Origin of the sequence: Paenibacillus sp. FSL W8-0187 (genome assembly GCF_037969755.1) — a bacterium.
Taxonomy (GTDB): Bacteria; Bacillota; Bacilli; order Paenibacillales; family Paenibacillaceae; genus Paenibacillus_AQ.
In genome coordinates, this window is the sequence record NZ_CP150206.1 from 6,961,336 (window position 1) to 6,982,463 (window position 21,128).

Consider the following 21,128-nt stretch of genomic DNA (forward strand, 5'->3'; position numbering starts at 1 on the left):
TTAGTCCGCCAGGCGGTATCCCACTCCTCTTACCGTTGCAATATAGCGCGGGGCTCCCGCGTTGTCGCTCAGCTTTTTACGCAAGCTTTTGATATGGACGTCGACCACATTGCTGCCGCCCATAAAATCCGTATCCCAAATTTTGCACATCAGGTCCTCACGCGTGCAGACGGCTCCTTCGCTGTCCAGCAGGAGCATCAGCAAATGATACTCTGTCTTGGTCAAATGGATCGGAGTGCTGCCCCGGTGGATGGTCATTTTATCCCGATCAATGGATAAGTCTTTATAGATGAGGCCGCGCATGACCTCTTCTCCTCCCGACAATCCGGCAGCCGGAGAGAACAATCGGATGGTCCGCTGCACCTGATACATCATCGTATCTTTGGAACGTGCAGGCCATACCATGAGTTCTTCGTTCAACAGGCTTGAGCCTGCATTGCTCATTAATTCTTCCCCTACAAGGTACAGAATCGGAATAGAGGAATGTTCGGGCAGCAGGAGTTCCTTCTCCTTGTTGAACGCCGCCATATTCCGGCAGCCCGTCATATCGGCAATAATCAGTCCTGTATTCAATGCCGACTGAAGACGCGGTTCCCATTTGCGGAACATCATCACCTCGAAGCAGTTCTCGGTCAAGGTAATGAACATTTCATTCACCCGTCCGGGGGAACGGCTTAATAACGCAGCCCGCAGGGTTGTGGGACAAGCATCCCCTATCGCCATCGCGATCGGCGTTGTCGGACGAACATACAGATTGCCGGACTGGAAATCAGGAAATGAATAGACCGTTCCCAGTTCCGTCATTTCTTCTGTTTGGTTTGACATTCTGGACACACCCCCCCGAATACGACGTGAGCATGATGGATGACGTAATTGGTTTCACCGGCTACCGTAGCAGCCCAATCCTCTGGCACCTCCGTCATGACCTCGTCCACTTTACCGCATACTTCACAAATAATATGTTGATGATCGTCCATACGGGCATCGTACCGGCTCGCGCTCTCGCCCAGCTTCAATTCACGGATCAGCTGCTTATCCGTCAAATAACGCAGGGAATTATAAACCGTTCCGTACGCTAAATTATATCCTTTCTCCACCAGCCGGTTCATGATATCCGCAGCAGTCGGATGATCATGCGATTCCCGAAGGACATCGTACACCGCTTGGCGTTGCGTCGTCAGATTTAAAGATTTCAAGGTATTCACCCTTTTAATTTATTTTTAGATCAAGTATAAATCCTATTCTCTTCAAGGTCAACATCCCGTGCCAGAATTTCCGCTGGTAATCTTTAAGATTTCTTTAGATTCAATTAAAAATTCCTTTAGCTTGTGTGGTTAGAATTAGAACATACATAAAACGATGAAACATATATAGCCCGCCAAAGGAGGCGATCGATCGCCATGGAATCCATAGCCAAGCATCCCCGTCATGTACCGTCATCCCCTGAACGATCCCGGCGGCAAGCCGGCACGATTCGGCATAAACCTGCGAAGCCCCGCAAGGGACGCACAAGATTAAGCTTGCTCCTGCTATTGTTTAGCGTCATTCTGATGGCCGTGTTCATAGCGCGCGTGTTTATTCCTCCTCCCATCAAAGCCAGTTCGGCCATCTTGATTCATGCAGATACCGGCCGCGTGCTCTATGCTATGCATGCCGATCTTCCCCTTCCTCCCGCGAGCATGTCCAAAATGATGACCGAACTGCTGGTGCTGGATGCTGTTCGTTCCGGGCAGCATGCTTGGGACGAGAATGTACCGGTCAGCCGATATGCCGCAGAGGTGCCCGGTTCAGGCATCGGCATGCATAAAGGCGAACGTTATACGTTGAAGCAGCTGTTCGAAGCGCTCATCATCCATTCGGCCAATGATGCGGCCGTAGCTATTGCGGAGCATCTCGGCGGGTCGGAGTCCCGATTCGTGGAGAGCATGAATGCCCGGGCGAAACAAATCGGCCTCTCTGATCGCACCGTCTTCGCCAATGCTTCCGGTTTGCCTGCTGCTGACCTCGCTCCCTTTGCCGAAGCGGCCACCGAACGCGATACCGTCATGACGGCCAGGGATTCGGCCATGCTGGCCCGATGGCTGCTTAACAAACATCCGGATTTGCTCGAGGTAACCAGCCAGCGCGATTTGCCTGTTCCGCAGAAGAAGCTTTCCCTGCATACCACCAATCTTATGCTGCCTGGCGAGCCGCATTCTTACGAAGGTAATGACGGATTTAAGACCGGATACACCCGCTCCGCCGGTTATTGCTTTACCGGAACTGCGTCGCGGGGTGGAAACCGGCTGATTTCCGTCGTGATGGGAACCGGGGATGCCGATCAGCGGTTTACGGAAACCCGGAAGCTGATGGATTACGGATTCGAACGGCAAGGCATTCTTTCGAATCTCCTATCCGCCCTTTTTTAATTGTTGTCATAGAAGAACTCACGATTTTGAAGGTCAAGCTGCACTCTATGGGGTCGATTTAGGGTACACTGTTCGTAAGGAATCATCGTTTCCAATGGGGCGATTTACTGGAGGATATCTTAATGAGAAGTATATTAATCGTAGATGATGATAAAGAAATTTCCGGGCTGATCTCTATCTATCTGGAGAATGAGGGTTACCGCGTAATCCAAGCCCATGACGGGGAGGAAGCGCTTCTGGCCATGACCAGCAATAACGGGGGGGTGGATCTCGTGATCCTGGATGTCATGATGCCTAAGCTGAACGGGATTGATACCTGCCGCAGAATCCGCGAAACCTCGTCCATTCCCATCCTGATGCTGAGCGCCAAGAGTGAGGATATGGATAAAATACTGGGGCTGATGACCGGCGCGGATGATTATATGATTAAACCGTTCAATCCGCTGGAGCTGACGACTCGCGTCAAAACACTGCTGCGGCGCTCCACTCTGTACAATGCGGAGCTGCATCGGGAGGACAGCGAGCGGATCGAGATTGATGGGCTCGACATTAACCGGAGTACGCATGAAGTAACGGCCAACGGCAAAGCGATCTCTCTGACGGCGAGAGAATTCGAGATTCTGTATTTGCTTGCCCGCCAACCGGGGAGAATCTTTAGCGCCGAGGATATCTTCCAGCAGGTCTGGAAGGAGAAATATTACGTATCCAATAATACCGTCATGGTTCACATCAGCAACTTGCGGGACAAGCTCGAGAAGGAGCTGGGTTACAAGCTCATTCAAACGGTATGGGGTGTCGGGTACAAAATCCATGCGTAAACTGCAATGGAAGATCATCACGCTGTTTTTTGTCGGTGGAGCCCTGACCCTGTCCATCCTGTTCATCGCGCAGCAGATCATCCGAATGATCGGTCGGGAATACTGGAAGGAGCCTTGGGTAAACACCCTTTTCAGAGTTGATCGTACTTTGGAGGATTTCTTCGGTTTCCCCATCATCCCGACGATCATCGGCATCATGCTATTTATCTGCATGGTATTGCTGCTGAGTCAGAGCACCATTCGTCAAATCAACCACTTAATGGAGGGTACACAGCGTTTGGCGAAGGGCGAATTGGATGAAGAGATTATCGTTAACTCGAATGACGAACTGGGCCAGATGGCAACGCACATCAATCAAATGGCCAAGCAGCTCAAGCTATCGCTGGAAGAGGAACGAATGGCGGTCCAGTCCAAGAACGAGCTGATCAGCAACGTATCGCATGATCTGCGCACCCCCCTCACCTCCATCATCGGGTACTTGCGGCTGGTCAATGAAGACCATTACAAGGATGAAGTCGAGCTCCGGTATTATACCGATATCGCGTATGATAAGTCGCTGCGCCTGGGCGGACTCGTGAACGATTTGTTTGAATATACACGAATGGGGTACTCCCCGATGAACCGTGTTGACATTAATTTGGTGGAGCTGCTCGCACAATTGGCCGTGGACTTTTCACTAACCGGGCAGCAGGAAGGCGTACAGGTCAACTTCACGCCTGAAACTGAGAAAATCATGATCTCCTCGGACGGGGATAAACTGATGCGCACCTTCGAGAATCTGCTGTCCAATGCGGTACGGCACGGACGGGAAGCCGGGGTGGTGGATTTGAAGGTATCAAGTGATTCGAAGTTTGCCATCGTACAGGTCATCAATTACGGCCCCCCGATCCCTCAATATGCGATCCCCTATCTGTTCGAGCGGTTCTACCGGGCGGATGAATCGCGCACCGATCAAACCGGCGGCTCCGGACTTGGCTTGGCTATCGTAAAGACCATCGTGGATGCCCATCATGGCACGATTCAGGTGACTAGTAATACGGAACGGACGATGTTTGAAGTTCTCCTACCTTTGGAGACTCCTGAAAATTAACAAAATAAAACATTTAATATTCGACATACAATTCCATTTTCCGATAAAATAGGGGGTGAATGTCTTCATCGCCTTGCCGCCCTTGTGCAAGGTACATGAAAGGAATGATCCCCCATGACTAATATACTATTTACCAACTTTTGTATATTTGTGACTTTCTTATACTTGTCCGGACTGCTGTCCAAAAAATATGTAGCAGGCGTTGTGATACCGTCCATCAGCGTTAAGATCAACGCTGGACTGCTCTTTGGCATTTACGGGATCATCTTGATGTACTATTCTTTCCCGATTGACCCCCGGTTTTTCGCGGATTTGCGGCATTTGGCCATTGTAGTGATCGCCAGCTACTTGGGTTGGCTTCCATCCCTGATTGCCGGCGTGCTCATTGCGCTCGGGCGATTGATTCTGTTCGGCATGTCCGCTTCCTCTGCCATTGCGGGCGCCGGCATGCTACTGATCGGCATCATATGCGGGACGGTATCTCGTATCCATTGGAATCGTTTAAACAAAATGCTGCTCATGAGCGTATCGAGCATGCTGGTGCTCCTAGGCATTATGTGGATGAATATCCAGGACCACCATAAGGTATATACTGTCTTCACGCAGCACCTTATCATATCCGTCCTCGCCACGGTTGTCATCTACATGTTGACGGAGTATATCAACACGTCCAATCAACTATTTCTGCAGATGAAGAAAAATGCGGAAACGGATCACCTGACCAGTCTTCACAATTTGCGCCAGTTCGAGCAGCTGTTGTCGGAACGTTTTCTCGAAGCCCAGCATTTCAGCGAACGGCTGGGTGTTCTTGTCGTGGACATTGATCATTTCAAAAAAATAAACGACACCTACGGCCATGCGGCCGGAGATGCCGTTTTGCAGCAGCTCAGCAAAGTGCTGAGGGAGCATTCCCGTTCTTTTGATGAAGTGTCCCGCAACGGCGGGGAAGAATTCTCGGTGCTGGTCCCGGAAGCGACCATTGACGAGACGGCCGCTATTGCAGAACGAATCCGGGCCGCCGTAGCGGATCATATCTTTGTCCTGGAAAACGGAACCAAGATCCAGATCACCGTGTCGATTGGGGCTGCCGTACATCCCGATACGATCCGGTCGAAAAATGCCAAGGAGCTGCTCCAGCAAGCAGACCGCGAGCTGTACCGCGCCAAGGACAGCGGACGCAACCGCGTATGTTCCCCTCCCGAAATCCATGATCTGATTCTTTCTTAATTCGAATCCGCCTTCAGTATTTCTTCAATGGCAGTCAGCGTATCTGAAGAGAGCTTAATACCGGAAGCCTTCACATTCTCTTCCACCTGCTCCGGACGGCTGGCCCCCACCAGTGCACTAGCTACGTTGTTCTGACGCAGAATCCAGGCCAAAGCCAACTGGCCGACGGTCATACCCAGCTCGCTTGCAATGACTCCCAGGGCCTGCACCTTCTGAATGCGGTCTTCACTCATTTTAAGCCGGTCGGCTCCAATCTTCGATGCGCGGCTGTTCTCCGGCACGGCTTGCTTGGAGGCGTACTTGCCCGTCAGCAGCCCTTGCGCAAGAGGAGAATAGACCACTTGACCAATGCCCTTCTTCTCGCCTAACGGGATGATCTCTTCCTCGATCTTGCGCTCGAACATGTTGTACAGCGGCTGATTCACCACGATGCGATCCAGCAAATAGCGGTCCGCCACGGCCAATGCCGCTTCCATCTGGGCAGCGGTCCACATACTGACTCCTACATAGAGCACCTTGCCTTGCCGGACAAGGTCATCCAGCGCCCGCAGCGTTTCCTCTATCGGTGTTTCTTCATGATAACGATGGCAGTAATAGATGTCGACATAATCGGTACCCAGCCGCTTCAGACTCGCATCGCACTGCTCTCTAATATGTTTGCGGGAAAGCCCCTGATCATTCGGTCCGTCCCCCATCTTGCCGAATACCTTCGTGGCCAGGACATAGGATTCCCTTGGGAATGCTCTCAAGGTTTCCCCGACAACCACTTCAGCCGCTCCCTGGGCATACACATTCGCTGTATCAAAAAAATTAACGCCAAGTCCATATGCAGTCTGAATCGACTTCACGGCATTCTCCCGTTCCACATATCCCCCGTACGTCAGCCAGCTCCCCAGACTGATATCGCTAACCTTCAATCCGCTTCCGCCCAATCTTCTAAATTCCATATGTGAAACCTCCTTCATACAAGATAGATGCTTATTCTTTATTGTAACATCTTCCTGTACGATAGACAGATGTGCCCTGTCTAACGTTTATAACCGGTCGACTTTATTTTCACCTTGACCGATACATTAAACTTGACATGGGGATACATGGCGTCCCATTCATCCATCTCCGTCTTGTTGTTCCAGTGCGTCCCTCCATACCGGAGGCCGAAACCCAGCGGGTCCAGACCCGTTTTCTGAATTTTCTCCAACAAGCTTTTCACCGCTTGGGATAGTTCCTTGCTAAACTGCTCTTCGATCTTATGCAGACCCTTCTGATTCAGTTGCGTTGGATCCTCTTTCTCTTCCAAAATCGCCGTTATCCGAATATTGAAATCAATCGTTTCTTCCCCTGGTTTATCCGTTACGATCTTGTATCTTGCTCGGGTTCTATCCGTGTTGACTTCAAGCAATTTGCCGTCCATTATCGTCCCGAAATTCGTGCTTAGATTACGACGATCCAACAGGTTAAACAGCCTGGTTTCATCCGGCGTCAGAATCACCTTCACCTTGTCCTTATCCATCAAGGCTACTCTCTCGATATTCAGGATCTTGTCAGTGGTAGTTTCCACAACGGGCATGACCGGATCTTCCCCTTCCTCTAACATTCGGCGGGACAAATCGAAGGAGTATGTCCTAGTAATGAAGGGAGATTCCGTCCCATCCTCGCTGAGCGCCAGAAATATTGCGTTCCCGGCAATCCGCTCCGTTGGAGGATCCGTCTTTAATACGGCTTCTGCCGAAGGAATGGCGACGGCTGGATACATTAAGAGCTGCATATCCCGCCTCCGAACGGTCCAGTCCTGGATTTTGCTGATATTTTTTCGAGCATAGGCTTCGCCGTACATGACCCCCTTGCAATGACCAAAGTCAAGTTCCTTATCTACTTTGGATTTGACCTCCCTGATCGCTTCCGCAATACTTGTTGATTCTTGTGTAATAAGGAAAGACTTCTTATCCCCAATCTTAGGGTCTCCTGAAGGAATCGCCATTTTGAAGGTAAATCGGTTCATATCGGGGTTTTTCTCAGAGACGTCAATACCAATGGACACGACAAAAAGTCTGAGATCGATATCCCTAAAATCACATCCCGACACAAATAAAAAAGAGCAGCACATGAGCCAGACCAGCCATCGTTTCAGGTCTTTCATGCCTTCTTCCTCCTTTTCCTCCATACCGCATAGAATAATAGGGCAATGAGCAGGAATTCCCCAGCGAACCGGACGTCCAAAAAGACAATCGCCATATCATTTAATATGTATTGATTAACGATAAACGACGTGCCGAAGATAATCAGGGAAAAGAGGAGAAGCACCCACCATTCGAATTTCCTCCTTTTAGACATCGCTTCCCCCTTATCGACCTTTAATCCGAAACCTCCCAGAATCAACTCCTTGCCCACATGCCAATGAACGATGGAATTCACGAGGGAGAGGCACATATACACCACGTAGAAGACATAAATCATCCGTTCTATGATGAAATAACGAATCCGAAGCGAGTCCACCGTCGAGAAGGCAGGATACACGTGTCCTCCGGCGCCCGCGGCTCCCAATATGCCGATGGATGCAAAGATCGATACCAGAAGGGTAAGAATACTAACCACCACAATCGCCCAAATATGCCGCACTCTGAATCGGTGAAAGATCCGATTAAATACCACCATGTTCACGTAGCCCGTAAATATATAGGTAGCCGCGGCCACCGTCTCGTAATTGGGCATGTTCCATGCATAAGTAATGATCTGCCTTACGGCATCCCAACTGAAATATGGATTGCTGAAGATACGCCATGACATATAAGCAATGATGGGCACGGTGATGTACAGAATCATCTCCAGGCCATAGAGAATCGACTCGGAATCCAGCCTGGCACTAAGTGCAACCACCACCAGAAATCCCATCAGAACGATATAGGGTGATACATCCGGACTGATGTATCGGGAGGTAATATCAACGAAACTGACCAAGGTTATCACGCTGGAGAAATACCACCCGAGTCCGTATAAAACAAGGAGGATACCAGATATCCACTTGGGCATAACCGAATGAAAAATCTCCGGCAACCCCTGTCCCGGGAATTGTTGGATCAGTTTTACGAAAGTAAACATCACAAAGACACCAATTGGAATGGACACCAGGATCGACATCAGCGCACCGTCAAAACGATCCGTAATTAAGATGCGGGGGACAAAAATAATTAGGTTGATGGTTGCATTGAGCAGGAAGAGGTAATAAAAATATTTATTTCTAACCACTTCGCTGGTCTCCTTTCTTGTTCCAATCCACAGCAAACATCTTCAAGTAGGGTTTGCCAAAGGACCTGAGACTCGTAAGGTACATGATCATGGCCACCATGCCCAAAACGATACCGACCAAGCCGAAGAAGGTGGCCAGGACAATGAACAAATACTTCGTGACACGGATGCCCGAACTCATCATCGTGATCGGGATCACGAAATTTGTTATTGCAACCGCGGAAACCAGAATGATCATGATGTTACTAACCAATCCCGCCTCCGTAGCAGCGGTTCCCAAAATGAGACCCCCTACCGTGGTAGCGGTCTGACCAATCGCTTTGGGCAGCCGAACACTCGCCTCCGTCAGAAACTCCATCGCCAGCAGCATGAAGATCACTTCAAAGAAAGACGGATACGGCACCGTAGCCCTGCTTCCCGCAATAAGCAGCGTAACCTGCATCCTCAATATTTCCGGATTATAGGAGGTGAAGGCCACATAAAGGCTTGGCATCAGCACGGTGACAAACAATGCGATATACCGGATTCCCTTGAGAAACCAGCCGATCGGAGGAAGCTGTATTTTGTCATCCATCGCCGTAAAGAAATCATTGAATATAGCCGGCAGTAGAAGAGCATACCCCGTTGAATCCATCAACACAGCGATCTTTCCTTGAGATATATTCAATACGGTCCGGTCAGGGCGTTCGGTCAGCATGAGCGTCGGATACAGACGGAATTTAGGATGCATTGTATGTCTCTCGATTTCGGAGGCCGATTGCACAATATCCGCCTTGATCTCGGACAATCGCTTCCTAAGCTCCTCTAATACCGTTTCTTCCACTTTGTATGCATCATACATAATAATGATTCGAGTCTGTGATATCTTGCCAAGGGTCATAAATTCCGTCTTCAAATTTTCAGTTTGGTAACGGTGGCGAATCAGATTCAAGTTCACCTCGATATTTTCCGTAAACGAATCATTGGGACCCTGAATGACGTTCTCCGTACTGGCGGGTTGGATGAAGCCTGCATTAACCAATACGGCGTCAAACAGGAGCACGCTGTCCCGAATGAATATGGCTACGCAGCCCCTTAGTATATTACGGAGCAACTCCTGTTTATCTTTCGGCTCCACACTTGAGGGAAAGGATCGGATGAATTGGTCGTATAACTCCAAGGAATTCAGCTCATAGAAACGGTTAATCAAATTATCGTTAATCATAGCGGGGTCGCACATGCTCTTAAGATAAATCAATAACGCATGCTCACCTTCATTCTTCAGCTCACGCTGCTCGATATCCCCGACATTACGAAGATGTTCTTGCAGGCATTGTCTGGCTTCCTCCGCATTTAGATATTGTTCGCTGGTCATGATACCACCCCTCATTCACTAAATTCCGGTTCTCCCGCTGTTCTTTAGGTTCTGCACAAATGTCCCAAATTATTTACAATCATCCAGAAAAACCTAGGAAGACTGTGAATCGAAATCACCTAGTTTCTAATCATTCCCATGTGGTAATAATGAAGACAAGAGTCGGAGTTTAAGGGCAATGCCCATAGAAACTGAGGAGGAATCGTGAATGAACCCATCCAATTCATCGCATCAAGAACTGCCGCAATATCCGGAGTCGCTGTGGAGAGCGACAACGAAACTGCCCACCTTCCCCCGCTTGGCCGAAGATATTGAGACGGATGTTGCCATTGTCGGAGCCGGCATAACCGGCATTACAACCGCTTATCTGCTTGCCAAGGCAGGCAAAGATGTCGTGCTGATCGAAGCAGGGCAAATCCTGAACGGGACCACCGGTCATACAACAGCTAAGGTTACGGCACAGCATGGGCTGATCTATCATGAATTTATGCATCATTTTGGGGAGGAGAAGACAAGACTCTATTACGAAGGCAATCGGGAAGCGATTGAATTCATTCGGGATATTATTGGCGGAGACGAAGGGAAATTCGGGCTGAAGCTGGAGGATGCCTATATCTACGCTCAACAGGAGGACAAGTATCTCTCGAAGCTGGAGGATGAAATCAAAGCCTATGAAAAGCTCGGCATTCCGGGAGAATGGCAGGATAGCCTTCCCCTGCCTATGCCGATTCGGGGAGCCATTAAGATGCCCGGACAATATCGATTCCACCCTTTGCAATATCTTAAGCATCTGACCGAACAATTCCTGAAGCTAGGAGGACGGATCTACGAGAACACGACCATGGATGAAAAGGCCGAAACCGATGGACCGATCACACTCCTGACCAAACGGGGCGGTCACCGGATTACTTGCAATTACGCAGTATCGGCCTCTCATTTTCCGTTCATTGACGGGAAAGGACTGTTCTTCACGCGCCTGCATGTGGGACGCTCCTATGCCATTGCAGTCAAACCTGAAACCGCTTATCCGGGCGGGATGTATTTAAGCGTGGATCAACCGACCCGTTCCCTGCGGTCCGCTTCTTATGGCGGTGAGGATTTGGTTATCGTTGGAGGCGAGAATCATCCGACTGGCCGCAGCATCTGCACCCATCAGCATTACGAAAACCTGGAGCTGTTTGCAGGAAAGCTGCTGGGCGCTTCCGCGATTCCTTATCGCTGGTCGGCCCAGGACCTGATTACCCTGGACAACATGCCTTACATCGGGCCGATCACATCCAATCAGGACCGGATCTTTGTCGCGACAGGCTTCCGGAAATGGGGCATGACAACAGGAACACTGGCCGCGAATATCATCTGTGATCAAATCTTGGAGAAGGATAACCGTTACGCCGACGTCTTCAACCCGTCCCGATTTATCGCAGATCCAAGCATCAAAACATTTGTTGCACAAAATGCTATGGTTGCGAAAGATTTCGTTTCCGGCAAGTTCGAAATGTCCCATGCTGATATTACCGAGCTGAAGGCAGGCGAAGGCGCCATCGTCCGCCATAACGGTCAGCGCGCCGGGGCTTACAAGGATGATAAGGGGAATCTCCATCTCGTGGATACGACATGTACCCATCTCGGCTGCGAAGTGGAATGGAATGAGGGCGAACGCTCATGGGATTGCCCTTGTCACGGATCACGCTACCGTTATAATGGCGAAGTGATTGAAGGGCCGGCCATTGAGCCGTTGAAGCAGTTGGACCCGGAGAGCTAAGCGGACGCTGCGCTCCCTCAAGGACTCTAACCTAAAAGAAGTGAAGCCCATGCGAGCTTCACTTCTTTTTTTATAACAGGGGACTTCACACCGGAGTGGCCTAAATTCAACCAAAAATAACATATTTCTGGTATAATAAGCTTACAAATCGTTACGGGAGGGACAGCTATGGTTCTAGGCCCTGAGTATTTGGATCGAATTAAAGAGGACGTCTCGGAGATTAAGGCAAAGGAGAAGCTGCGCGGTATCCGGCAACAAAGCCTGCTTAGTGATTTTTTAATGACCCTTGCTGCTGCAGGTGCCTTCATTGTGGTGGCTGCCATCTTTGGTTTTATCTTGTATAACATACGATATTAGAAGCCCTTCCCCATGCTTCCAAGGTGGTAAGTCTCTGAAGTTTATACTTTCTTGCAAGTCCAAAAAGGCACCCGTCAGGGTGCCTTTTTCATGTTACGACCTGGCCTGGATTAACCTAGTAAACCAGCCTAAGCGATTTCTGGTGCCGGCTCCTCGCGGTAGGCCTCAAGCGACCGGTCCACGATGACCTGTATAAAATCCGGATCCATATCCTGAATCCATGGCATGGCGTTATTCCAAGCATTTTCCTCGATTTGAAGCGCGATCTGATTCTGCTCCCATTCATCCACCGTTCGATCCATCCGGTCACAGAGTTCTGTCAGCATCAGGTCCATCGAATGGCCCAGCTCATGTGCGAATACTACCGCAAAATAGGCATGAAACAGCTCAAGTGTCCCAAACAGCTGCAGACACTGCTGGCGTATGACTTCGGTATACATCGTCACGCTGTGCGAATTCATAACATATTTCCCGCCGATTAACCGGCCCCCAGGGAAATACGCCTCCATCTCCACGGTGACACTGCTGCCCGACCGACGTAGAAGCTCTTGCGTAATTCGGTTCAGTTCGGACTTATTCAATAATGATCATGGCTCCCTTTAAAGATATAAACATAAACATCATTATAAAAGAACCATATGAAATTGCAATAACAAATATGCCTGCCAGCTTACTCTAAACCTACCAAAAACCTTTAATTAAGCCAAAAAAAGAAGACCCACTCGCACTCCAATGGGTCTTCTTATGATTGGTAATCCTCGCCTCGCTATCCAGCCTCATGCTGGTCGCTGAATTGACTGTTATACAGGTCCGCATAGAAGCCGCCTTGAGACAGCAGCTCTTCATGGGTTCCTTGCTCGATAATGCTGCCCTTATTCATGACCAGAATCAGGTCCGCATCCCGGATCGTGGACAGCCGATGCGCAATGACAAAGCTGGTTCGGTCCTTCATCAGCTCATTCATCGCTTTCTGGATATAGAGCTCTGTCCGCGTATCCACGCTGCTGGTGGCCTCGTCGAGGATCAGAATCGATGGATTGGCCAGAATGGCACGCGCAATGGTAAGAAGCTGCTTCTGCCCTTGCGATATGTTGGAGGCCTCCTCGTTCAGAACGGTATCGTAGCCGTCCGGCAGTGTCCGGATGAAGTGATCCGCGTGAGCCGCTTCCGCCGCTCGGATGATCTCTTGTTCCGTGGCGCCTTCGCGTCCATATCCGATATTGTCCCGGATTGTCCCGTTAAAGAGCCATGTATCCTGCAGCACCATTCCGAACAGGCTGCGGAGTTCACCGCGTCGAAGAGCCGTAATATCTGTGCCGTCTATCGTAATCTTGCCCTTATTCAGCTCATAGAACCGCATCAGCAGATTAATAAGCGTAGTCTTGCCTGCACCGGTCGGGCCGACGATGGCGACCGTTTGCCCGTGCCTTACGTCCACATTCATATCCTCGATCAGAAGCTGGTCTGCTTTATAGCCGAAACTCACGTTCTCGAAAGACACGTCGCCAAGTGGCTGCGTGAGTGCTGCCGGAGCTGTATGCTCTGACACTTCTTCTTCCTCATCCAGCACTTCAAATACGCGCTCTGCCGATGCTATGGTAGATTGAATGACGTTCGCGATATTCGCAAGTTGGGTGATCGGCTGCGTGAATTGGCGTGAATATTGGATGAATGCTTGAATATCCCCGATCTCAATCGCTCTGCGGGTAACGAGCACGCCGCCGACAACACTGACGATCACATAACCGATATTGCCGACAAAACCCATCAGCGGCATAATGGTACCCGATATAAACTGGGCTCTCCACCCGGCATCATAGAGCTTATCGTTGACCTCATTAAATTGCTCCATGGACTGTCGTTCCCGGCCAAAGGCCTTCACCACTTTATGGCCTGTGTACATTTCTTCCACATGCCCGTTCAGCTCACCCAAATGCTTCTGCTGAGCCACAAAATGCTTCTGCGAGCGTTTGGCAACCACAATTGTAACCACCACACTAAGCGGTAGGGTCAGAATAACTACTAATGTCAACAGCGGGCTGATCGTGAGCATCATCACGATGACGCCAACCAGCGTGACTATCGAGGTAATCATCTGCGTCAAGCTCTGCTGAAGCGTACTGCTGATATTGTCCATATCGTTGGTCACCCGGCTCAGCGTTTCCCCATGTGTCCGAGCGTCGAAATATTTAAGCGGCAAACGACCGAGTTTGTTGTAAACATCCTTACGCAAATCATACACGGTCCGCTGGGCCACACCAGCCATAACATATTGCTGAATGTAAGCAAACAGTGAGCTTAAGAGATACAAGCCTGCAAGCCAGAGCATGATCGTCCGAATCGCGTCAAAATCGATCCCGGCCCCCGGCACGCCTTGCATCTTAGCCATGAAGCCTTTGAACAGGATCGTGGTTGCATCCCCCAATATTTTCGGGCTCACGATGCTGAATATCGTACTGAGAATAGCTGCGATCAAGACGATCATCAGCTTGCCGGTATGCGGTTTGAGATATCGCGTTAACCGGCGAAAAGTGCCTTTGAAATCCTTGGCTTTCTCCCCCGCCATTCCAGGTCCGTGCGGGCCGCCGCCAAAGGGACCGCCCGGTCCCCGAGGATGTCCTCCCCGTTTCTTCTCACTCATGCGATCTCCTCCTCTGACAGCTGCGAGGTAACGATTTCGCGGTACACATCGCTGGAAGCCATAAGCTCCTCATGCGTGCCGATTCCGGCTATGCGTCCCTCATCCAGCACAATAATACGGTCAGCGTCCATGACGGTGCTTACCCGCTGAGCAACAATCAGAACGGTAGCTTCCGTCGTTTCCTCGCGGAGCGCTGCGCGAAGATTGGCATCCGTCTTGAAATCCAGCGCCGAGAAGCTGTCGTCAAACACATAAATCTCGGGTCTCCGAACCAGCGCCCTTGCAATCGAGAGCCGCTGCTTCTGACCTCCGGATACGTTGCTGCCGCCTTGCGAAATCTCGGCATCGTACCCGCCTTCCATGGATGAGATGAAATCGGCCGCCTGAGCAACCTTCGCAGCATGCCGGATTTCCTCGTCCGTCGCATCTTCTTTACCATAGCGGATATTCTCCGCGATAGTTCCGGTGAAGAGCAGCGCCTTCTGCGGCACGAATCCGATCCGGTTCCGCAGGTTCTCCTGCATCATTTCCCGGATATCCGTACCATTGACGAGGATCCGCCCCGAGGTCACGTCATAGAAACGAGGGATTAAGCTGATCAGCGTCGATTTACCCGAACCGGTTCCGCCGATAATGGCGGTGATTTCACCCGGCCCGGCATGGAAGGAAATATCGGATATGGCGGGCTCCTCTGCACCCGGATAATAGAAGGTCACATCCTGGAATTCAATCGATCCCTGCTGCACGCCGGTATTGCGCGGCTGCTTCGGATCATGGATCTCCGGCATCATGTTCAATACCTCATTGATCCGGACCGCCGATGCCTGTGCACGCGGAATCATGACAAACATGACGGATAGCATGATGAGAGAGAACATGATCATCATCGCATATTGGAGAAATGCCATAAGGTCACCGACCTTCATGTGGCCACTATCGATTCGCAGCCCCCCGAACCAAACAATCGCCAGTGTTGCAAAGTTCATGACCAGCATCATGACAGGCATCATCGCACCCATGATTTTATTCACTTTGATGGAGGTGGCTGTCAAATCCTCATTCGCATCATTAAAACGGACGGTTTCATGATTCATCCGGTTAAATGAACGAATGACCCGGATTCCGGTCAGATTCTCCCTTAGCACGCGGCTCAGTGTATCGATCTTCACCTGAATCGCTTTAAAGAGCGGAATCCCCTTTTTGGCGATGAGGAAAATAGCCAGGGCCAGAATCGGCAGGACGATGAGAAGTACCGTGGTCAATCCAGGGTCTCTCGATACGGCCATTATAATGCCCCCGATACACATCATCGGCGCAAGCGCCATCATGCGAAGGATCATGATCGTGACCTGCTGCACCTGCGTAATGTCGTTCGTTGTACGGGTAATCAGGGATGCCGTACCGATCTTGTCAAATTCCTGCAGCGTGAAATTCTCGACATGGGAGAAGACGCGTCCCCGAACAATTTTCCCGAATCCCGTAGCTGATTTGGATGCCAAATAACTCGCGGCAATGGAGCACAACATGCCCCCAGCTGCTACCAGGAGCATAAAGCCGCCCACACGCCAAATGTAAGGCACATCTCCCTTCACGATGCCGATATCCACGATGTCCGCCATCAAGGTTGGCAGGTAAAGATCAGACAGACACTGGAAAAATGTGAACAGCAGGACAAAAATGACCGCTGTCCGGTACGGTTTCAAATAGTGAAACAGTTTTAACAAATTCCCCACCCCTACTCATTGTCTGAAGTCGTTTCGTTCGTTTTGTGCTTTTGCTCGTGAAAATGATACACCTTCGTTAACAGCTCCGTCAGTTTGACGCTGTCCTCTTCTCCTAGAAATTCCACCAGCTCGTTAAAGTTGTTTCTGACGTTCTGATAGGTTTCTTGGACCACGCGATTCCCTTCCTCGGTAAGCTGCACACGCACCGCACGTCGATCCTGTACATCCATCACCCGCTCCACCAGACCTTTGCTCTCCAGAGCGTTAATAAATTGAGTGATCGTCGGTGACGTAACATTCATCATGCTGCTGATTTCGGACACTTTCATGCCAGGACCGTCAGGCACGATATGATGTTTAAGTCCCATCAGAACGCGAATCTCGCCGGGCGTATAGCCGGAAATCAAATGCCGATCCCATTCCTGCTTATGGAACATGCGAATGCTGTACAAGAGCCTGCCGGCTACGCTATCTTCTCGCCGGCCAGCCTTCATGCACAGCCCTTCCCGCGAATCTTTTTCCTCTTTCCCGTTGTTCTCTTTAGGTAAATCTGGATGTATATTCTCTTCCATGGTCCACCTCTTTTCTGCAACTACTTAAGCAAATAGATAGTCTGCCAATTTATTTGGTTTCCTAACTATATACCCGAAGAAGGCCGAAGTCAAATCGACTCCGGACCTCTCAATAACTCCATTATTCGTCATCGTACAAAAGCTGCTGGTAGTTCCCTTTGCGGTCTCTCTCGCTCTTCCGCGAGGACTTGCCTGAGCTCTTATTCTGGCGGCGGGTGCTGACCCTCTCTTTACTGGCAATATAGGCGAGCTCCCGCTCCGTCTTCTTGTAGTTCGCATATCGTTTCGCATCCAGCGTTCCGTCCTGCAGCGCTTCCTGAACCGCACAGCCGGCCTCCGTCTCATGGCGGCAATCCTGGAACCGGCACTGCTGCACCAGCGCCGAAACATCCGCAAAGGTTGCCTCGAACCCTTCTTCCGAATCCCACAGCTGCAGCTCCCGCATGCCTGGCGTATCCACCATAATCGCGCCTCCCGGCAGCACGAAAAGCTCCCGGTGCGTCGTGGTATGCCGTCCCCTTGCGTCCTCCTCGCGTATCCCCTGAACCCGCTGCAGCTCCTGGCCGGACAGCCAGTTCAGGAGGGTGGATTTACCGGCCCCCGAGGTACCCGTAATGGCAATCGTCTTCCCCTGTATCAGATAAGGCTGCAGCTGCTTCTTTCCTTGATCCTTCAAGGAGCTCACCGCATGAACCGGCACGCCCGGTGCAACAGCCTCTACCTGTGCGACATAATCTTCCGGCGATTCACATAGATCCGCCTTGGTAAGCAGCACAACCGGTGTGGCTCCGCTCTCCCAGACCGCAATCAGGTAGCGTTCAATCCGGCGAACACTAAAATCCTTGTTGAGTGCGTTAATGATAAACACGGTATCCATGTTCGCGGCAATGATCTGCTCATCCGGCACGCTTCCTGCTTCCTTGCGCGTCACAGCAGATTGGCGGGGGAGCAGCTTATGAATGACGGCACGAGATTCCCCTTGCAGCAGTTCCACCATGACCCAATCGCCAACAGCGGGAAAATCGCTTTTGCTGGCTGCCTCGTATTCGTATTTGCCCGTAACAATCGCGGACTGCTCTCCCTCTTGCGTGATAATGCGGTATTGCTTCGAGAATTGGGCTGTGATGCGTGCCGGTGCCAGCGCTTTATCCTGCTGCGGGATCTGCTCAGCCAGCAAAGCCCAATGTTCATTCCATCCATATACTTGTAGCGTAGTCATGTCTTGTTTAGTCAAATTCGTGATATCCCCTTATCGTTATTGGATTGGTTGTTATCAAACACAAAAAAAACCGCAGATTTGTATCCGCGGCTGATCTGAATCTATGCAAGAAGAAGGCATCAACCCCCATACAGCCTACAGTCAAGCCGTTAAAGGTCATACCAAGCCCTTAAATAGACACAAAAAACCCGCAGGATACCAAGCACGGTCTCCTGCGGGTTCTTGAGTATAGAGTAAAAGACAAGTATGTTTACATGCCTTATACCCCTATACCATTAGAATTTCCCGTCCAAAGAGACCAACGTCAATGCGACCCATCCACTATGCATCATAACCATTTAACATCAGCCTCCTTCAGCTAAATTAATATATCCGTATTATAGGGGTCATATTTCCAGGTGTCAACATCTCATGCAAAAATTAGATTCGCCTGTAGTGCCTCCACTCCTCAGGCAGCAGCATCCCGTACTGGCGATTCAAAAAGCGGTCATCCACCAGCGTCAGTGTCCCGCTGTCCTGCTCTGAGCGGATCAAGCGTCCTCCGGCCTGCAGCACTTTGTTCATGCCCGGGTACACGTAGGCATAGTCGTATCCCCGCTTGCCGGTACGATCGAAATAATCCTTGATGATATCATTCTCGAATGATAGCTGCGGCAATCCTACGCCGATGACCACGACACTCGACAGCCGTTCTCCCTTCAAATCAATGCCCTCGGAGAAAATACCGCCCATTACGGCAAAGCCGATCAGCGGATCCTCCGCATCCGCCTGGAAGGCATCCAGGAATGCCTCCCGCTCCTCCTCACTCATCCCATGCCCCTGAAGCAAGGTACGCGCTCCCGGGTTCATTCTGGCAAACGCCTCATGGATATCCTGCATGTAGGGATAGGACGGCAGGAAGATCAGGGTATTCACCGGCTTTTCCTGAACCAGCGCACTCAGCATCCGGACGATGGCTTCGCTATTTCGCTCCCGATCCTTGAAGCGCGTCGATAACGGCAAAATTCGAACATCCAATTGCTCGGAAGAGAAGGGAGAGGGAATCGAGAGGCTGTAGTCCTCTTCCTCTGCTCCCAGCATATCGCGGTAATACCCGAGCGGCATAAGGGTTGCCGAGAAAAATACGCTAGAGCGGTAGTTTTTTCCCGCTTGCTGGAGCAAATAAGAGGGGTCCAGACAAAACAGCTTGAGAAACACCTCGCTCTGACTCATCTCCGCATACGTGACAAAGCGGTCGTCATACAGCTTGGAGATGCGCAGATACCCCTGCACGGCAAAATAGCACTCCAGGAGCGCATCCGCCTCATCCCCGCTCTTGCCAGTCATCAGTTCGGCCTCTGCCTGGAGCGAAAAATCCTCCAGCAGCTCCACCATCATCTCCGGCTGCTGGGACCCAACAATCCGCTCTTCCTCCCTACTAACCTTGCGCAGCACTTTAAATCGGTTATTCACCCGCTTCGCGGCGTTGTAAAGCGCGGGATTGCTCTCTTTGTAAGCCCGTTGCAGTTCCAGAAAAGCCGATTTATTCAGCTCGGCCGAGAACATTCCCCGCGCCCGGTCTACCAGATTGTGTGCCTCATCAATGAGCAGCACACTGCGCTTCTTCACGTCCTCCGGCATCCGCTTGAAGGATACACGCGGGTCAAACACATAGTTGTAATCGCAGATGACGGCATCAGCTGCATACGCGGCATCCAGCGAGAACTCAAACGGACACACCGTATGCTTCCGGGCGTACTCTTCAATAACAGGCCTCGTGATCAACGTTTCATTCGAGAGCAAATCCAGTATGGCGCCATTAATCCGGTCATAGTAGCCCTCCGAGAACACACAGCCCATCTGCCCGCAGCCCTCAGCTTCACGGAAACAAATCTTGTCCTTCGCCGTCAGCGTGACCGTGTGCATGCAGAGTCCTTGACGCTCCATGCGCGCCATGGCTTCCTCCGCGGTCGTTCGGGTGATCGTCTTGGCTGTCAGATAAAAAATCCGCGACAACAGGCCTTCACCGATCGCTTTAACCGAAGGAAACAGCGTGGATATCGTTTTCCCTATGCCCGTTGGCGCTTTGGCAAACAATTTCCGTCCTTCCCCGATGCTCTTATAAACAGCCCCGGCCAACTTTCGCTGTCCCTCGCGGTAGGCGGGAAACGGAAACTTCAATTCGCGGATGCTTCGATCCCTCCGCTCGCCATGCTCCCGCAGCAGGTTGGCATAAGGCGCATAAGCCGCCACGACCTCCAATACGAAGGATTCCAACTGTGCACAGCTCCATTCCTGTACGAACTGCTTACGCTCTCCACTCGGGACTTGGAAGTAGGTTAATCGCACTGCCATCTTCGGAATCTCATGCTGCTTCGCGTACATATAGGCATACATTTGGGCCTGCGCCCAATGAACCGGGTACGTGTGCTCCGTAATCTCGCCTAAATCGCCGGAGGTCGACTTAATCTCGTCAATCATCATCCGCTCTTCCTCTTGAATCAGACCGTCGCAGCGGCCTTCCACCACAAACAGAAGATCCTCGTAAGGAATCTCCACTTCAAGCTGAACTTCCTTCTGATCGTTCTCACCATAGTCGCGCTGTACCTTTTGATGCGCACGGGTCCCCTCGGTAAGGGATGTCGCCGTGCGAAAACCCGAGGTAATGCTGCCGCTGCGAAAGACATATTCCACCAGCGGCCTGACAGATATTTGGATAGTATGAGGCATGATG

Annotated in this window: 18 protein-coding genes; 6 read left to right on the forward strand and 12 right to left on the reverse strand. The window is 50.9% G+C overall.

Annotation, left to right across the window (positions count from 1 at the left end; translation table 11 throughout):
* A complete protein-coding gene (locus MKY48_RS31550) occupies nucleotides 1-825 on the reverse strand; it encodes a winged helix-turn-helix domain-containing protein (RefSeq protein ID WP_339291884.1) in 825 nt (274 codons plus the stop codon).
* Nucleotides 801-1,196, reverse strand: a complete 396-nt coding sequence (locus MKY48_RS31555) for a transcriptional repressor (protein ID WP_339291885.1) — start codon at nucleotides 1,194-1,196, stop codon at nucleotides 801-803. Before MKY48_RS31555 ends, MKY48_RS31550 begins: the two co-directional genes overlap by 25 nt.
* Before the next feature lie 204 nt (nucleotides 1,197-1,400).
* Between MKY48_RS31555 and MKY48_RS31560 the strand changes: the two genes are divergently transcribed.
* From MKY48_RS31560 to MKY48_RS31575, 4 genes are all read left to right on the forward strand, one after another.
* Nucleotides 1,401-2,408, forward strand: coding sequence for a D-alanyl-D-alanine carboxypeptidase family protein (locus MKY48_RS31560; RefSeq protein ID WP_339291886.1), 1,008 nt, complete (start codon nucleotides 1,401-1,403; stop codon nucleotides 2,406-2,408).
* A 122-nt stretch (nucleotides 2,409-2,530) separates the two neighbouring features.
* On the forward strand, nucleotides 2,531-3,226 hold the full coding sequence (locus MKY48_RS31565) for a response regulator transcription factor (RefSeq protein WP_339291887.1): 696 nt from the start codon (nucleotides 2,531-2,533) through the stop codon (nucleotides 3,224-3,226).
* The gene (locus MKY48_RS31570) at nucleotides 3,219-4,316 is read left to right on the forward strand and encodes a HAMP domain-containing sensor histidine kinase (RefSeq protein ID WP_339291888.1); all 1,098 of its coding nucleotides are present in this window, start codon (nucleotides 3,219-3,221) and stop codon (nucleotides 4,314-4,316) included. The genes MKY48_RS31565 and MKY48_RS31570 overlap by 8 nt, the downstream gene beginning before the upstream one ends.
* A 114-nt stretch (nucleotides 4,317-4,430) precedes the next feature.
* Entirely contained in the window at nucleotides 4,431-5,543 is a 1,113-nt protein-coding gene (locus MKY48_RS31575; protein ID WP_339291889.1) for a diguanylate cyclase, read from the forward strand.
* Here the strand turns inward: MKY48_RS31575 and MKY48_RS31580 are convergent.
* From MKY48_RS31580 to MKY48_RS31595, 4 genes are all read right to left on the reverse strand, one after another.
* Entirely contained in the window at nucleotides 5,540-6,490 is a 951-nt protein-coding gene (locus MKY48_RS31580; protein ID WP_339291890.1) for an aldo/keto reductase family protein, read from the reverse strand. The genes MKY48_RS31575 and MKY48_RS31580 overlap by 4 nt on opposite strands.
* Nucleotides 6,491-6,570: 80 nt before the next feature.
* Nucleotides 6,571-7,680 carry a Ger(x)C family spore germination protein gene (locus MKY48_RS31585; RefSeq protein ID WP_339291891.1) on the reverse strand — a complete coding sequence of 370 codons (1,110 nt, stop codon included), beginning with the start codon at nucleotides 7,678-7,680 and terminating at the stop codon, nucleotides 6,571-6,573.
* Complete coding sequence (locus MKY48_RS31590) at nucleotides 7,677-8,786, reverse strand: GerAB/ArcD/ProY family transporter (protein WP_339268603.1); 1,110 nt, start codon at nucleotides 8,784-8,786, stop codon at nucleotides 7,677-7,679. The genes MKY48_RS31585 and MKY48_RS31590 overlap by 4 nt, the downstream gene beginning before the upstream one ends.
* On the reverse strand, nucleotides 8,779-10,140 hold the full coding sequence (locus MKY48_RS31595; protein ID WP_339268605.1) for a spore germination protein: 1,362 nt from the start codon (nucleotides 10,138-10,140) through the stop codon (nucleotides 8,779-8,781). The genes MKY48_RS31590 and MKY48_RS31595 overlap by 8 nt, the downstream gene beginning before the upstream one ends.
* A 208-nt stretch (nucleotides 10,141-10,348) precedes the next feature.
* On the opposite strand from MKY48_RS31595, the gene MKY48_RS31600 reads away from it, so the two are divergent.
* Nucleotides 10,349-11,902 carry an FAD-dependent oxidoreductase gene (locus MKY48_RS31600; RefSeq protein ID WP_339268607.1) on the forward strand — a complete coding sequence of 518 codons (1,554 nt, stop codon included), beginning with the start codon at nucleotides 10,349-10,351 and terminating at the stop codon, nucleotides 11,900-11,902.
* A gap of 168 nt (nucleotides 11,903-12,070) precedes the next feature.
* Entirely contained in the window at nucleotides 12,071-12,259 is a 189-nt protein-coding gene (locus MKY48_RS31605) for a hypothetical protein (RefSeq protein ID WP_215161454.1), read from the forward strand.
* 128 nt (nucleotides 12,260-12,387) lie between these two features.
* Here the strand turns inward: MKY48_RS31605 and MKY48_RS31610 are convergent, their stop codons facing one another.
* The 6 genes from MKY48_RS31610 to MKY48_RS31635 all read right to left on the reverse strand — a co-directional run bounded on the left by MKY48_RS31610 (nucleotide 12,388) and on the right by MKY48_RS31635 (nucleotide 21,124).
* Entirely contained in the window at nucleotides 12,388-12,840 is a 453-nt protein-coding gene (locus MKY48_RS31610) for a hypothetical protein (RefSeq protein WP_098749298.1), read from the reverse strand.
* 185 nt (nucleotides 12,841-13,025) lie between these two features.
* The gene (locus MKY48_RS31615) at nucleotides 13,026-14,900 is read right to left on the reverse strand and encodes an ABC transporter ATP-binding protein (protein ID WP_339291892.1); all 1,875 of its coding nucleotides are present in this window, start codon (nucleotides 14,898-14,900) and stop codon (nucleotides 13,026-13,028) included.
* Nucleotides 14,897-16,624 carry an ABC transporter ATP-binding protein gene (locus MKY48_RS31620; RefSeq protein WP_339291893.1) on the reverse strand — a complete coding sequence of 576 codons (1,728 nt, stop codon included), beginning with the start codon at nucleotides 16,622-16,624 and terminating at the stop codon, nucleotides 14,897-14,899. Before MKY48_RS31620 ends, MKY48_RS31615 begins: the two co-directional genes overlap by 4 nt.
* An 11-nt stretch (nucleotides 16,625-16,635) precedes the next feature.
* Complete coding sequence (locus tag MKY48_RS31625) at nucleotides 16,636-17,196, reverse strand: MarR family transcriptional regulator (protein WP_339291894.1); 561 nt, start codon at nucleotides 17,194-17,196, stop codon at nucleotides 16,636-16,638.
* Nucleotides 17,197-17,317: 121 nt separating this feature from the next.
* On the reverse strand, nucleotides 17,318-18,430 hold the full coding sequence (gene rsgA / locus MKY48_RS31630; protein ID WP_339291895.1) for a ribosome small subunit-dependent GTPase A: 1,113 nt from the start codon (nucleotides 18,428-18,430) through the stop codon (nucleotides 17,318-17,320).
* A gap of 405 nt (nucleotides 18,431-18,835) precedes the next feature.
* Nucleotides 18,836-21,124, reverse strand: a complete 2,289-nt coding sequence (locus tag MKY48_RS31635) for an ATP-dependent DNA helicase (protein WP_339291896.1) — start codon at nucleotides 21,122-21,124, stop codon at nucleotides 18,836-18,838.
* Between the last annotated feature and the right edge of the window lie 4 nt (nucleotides 21,125-21,128).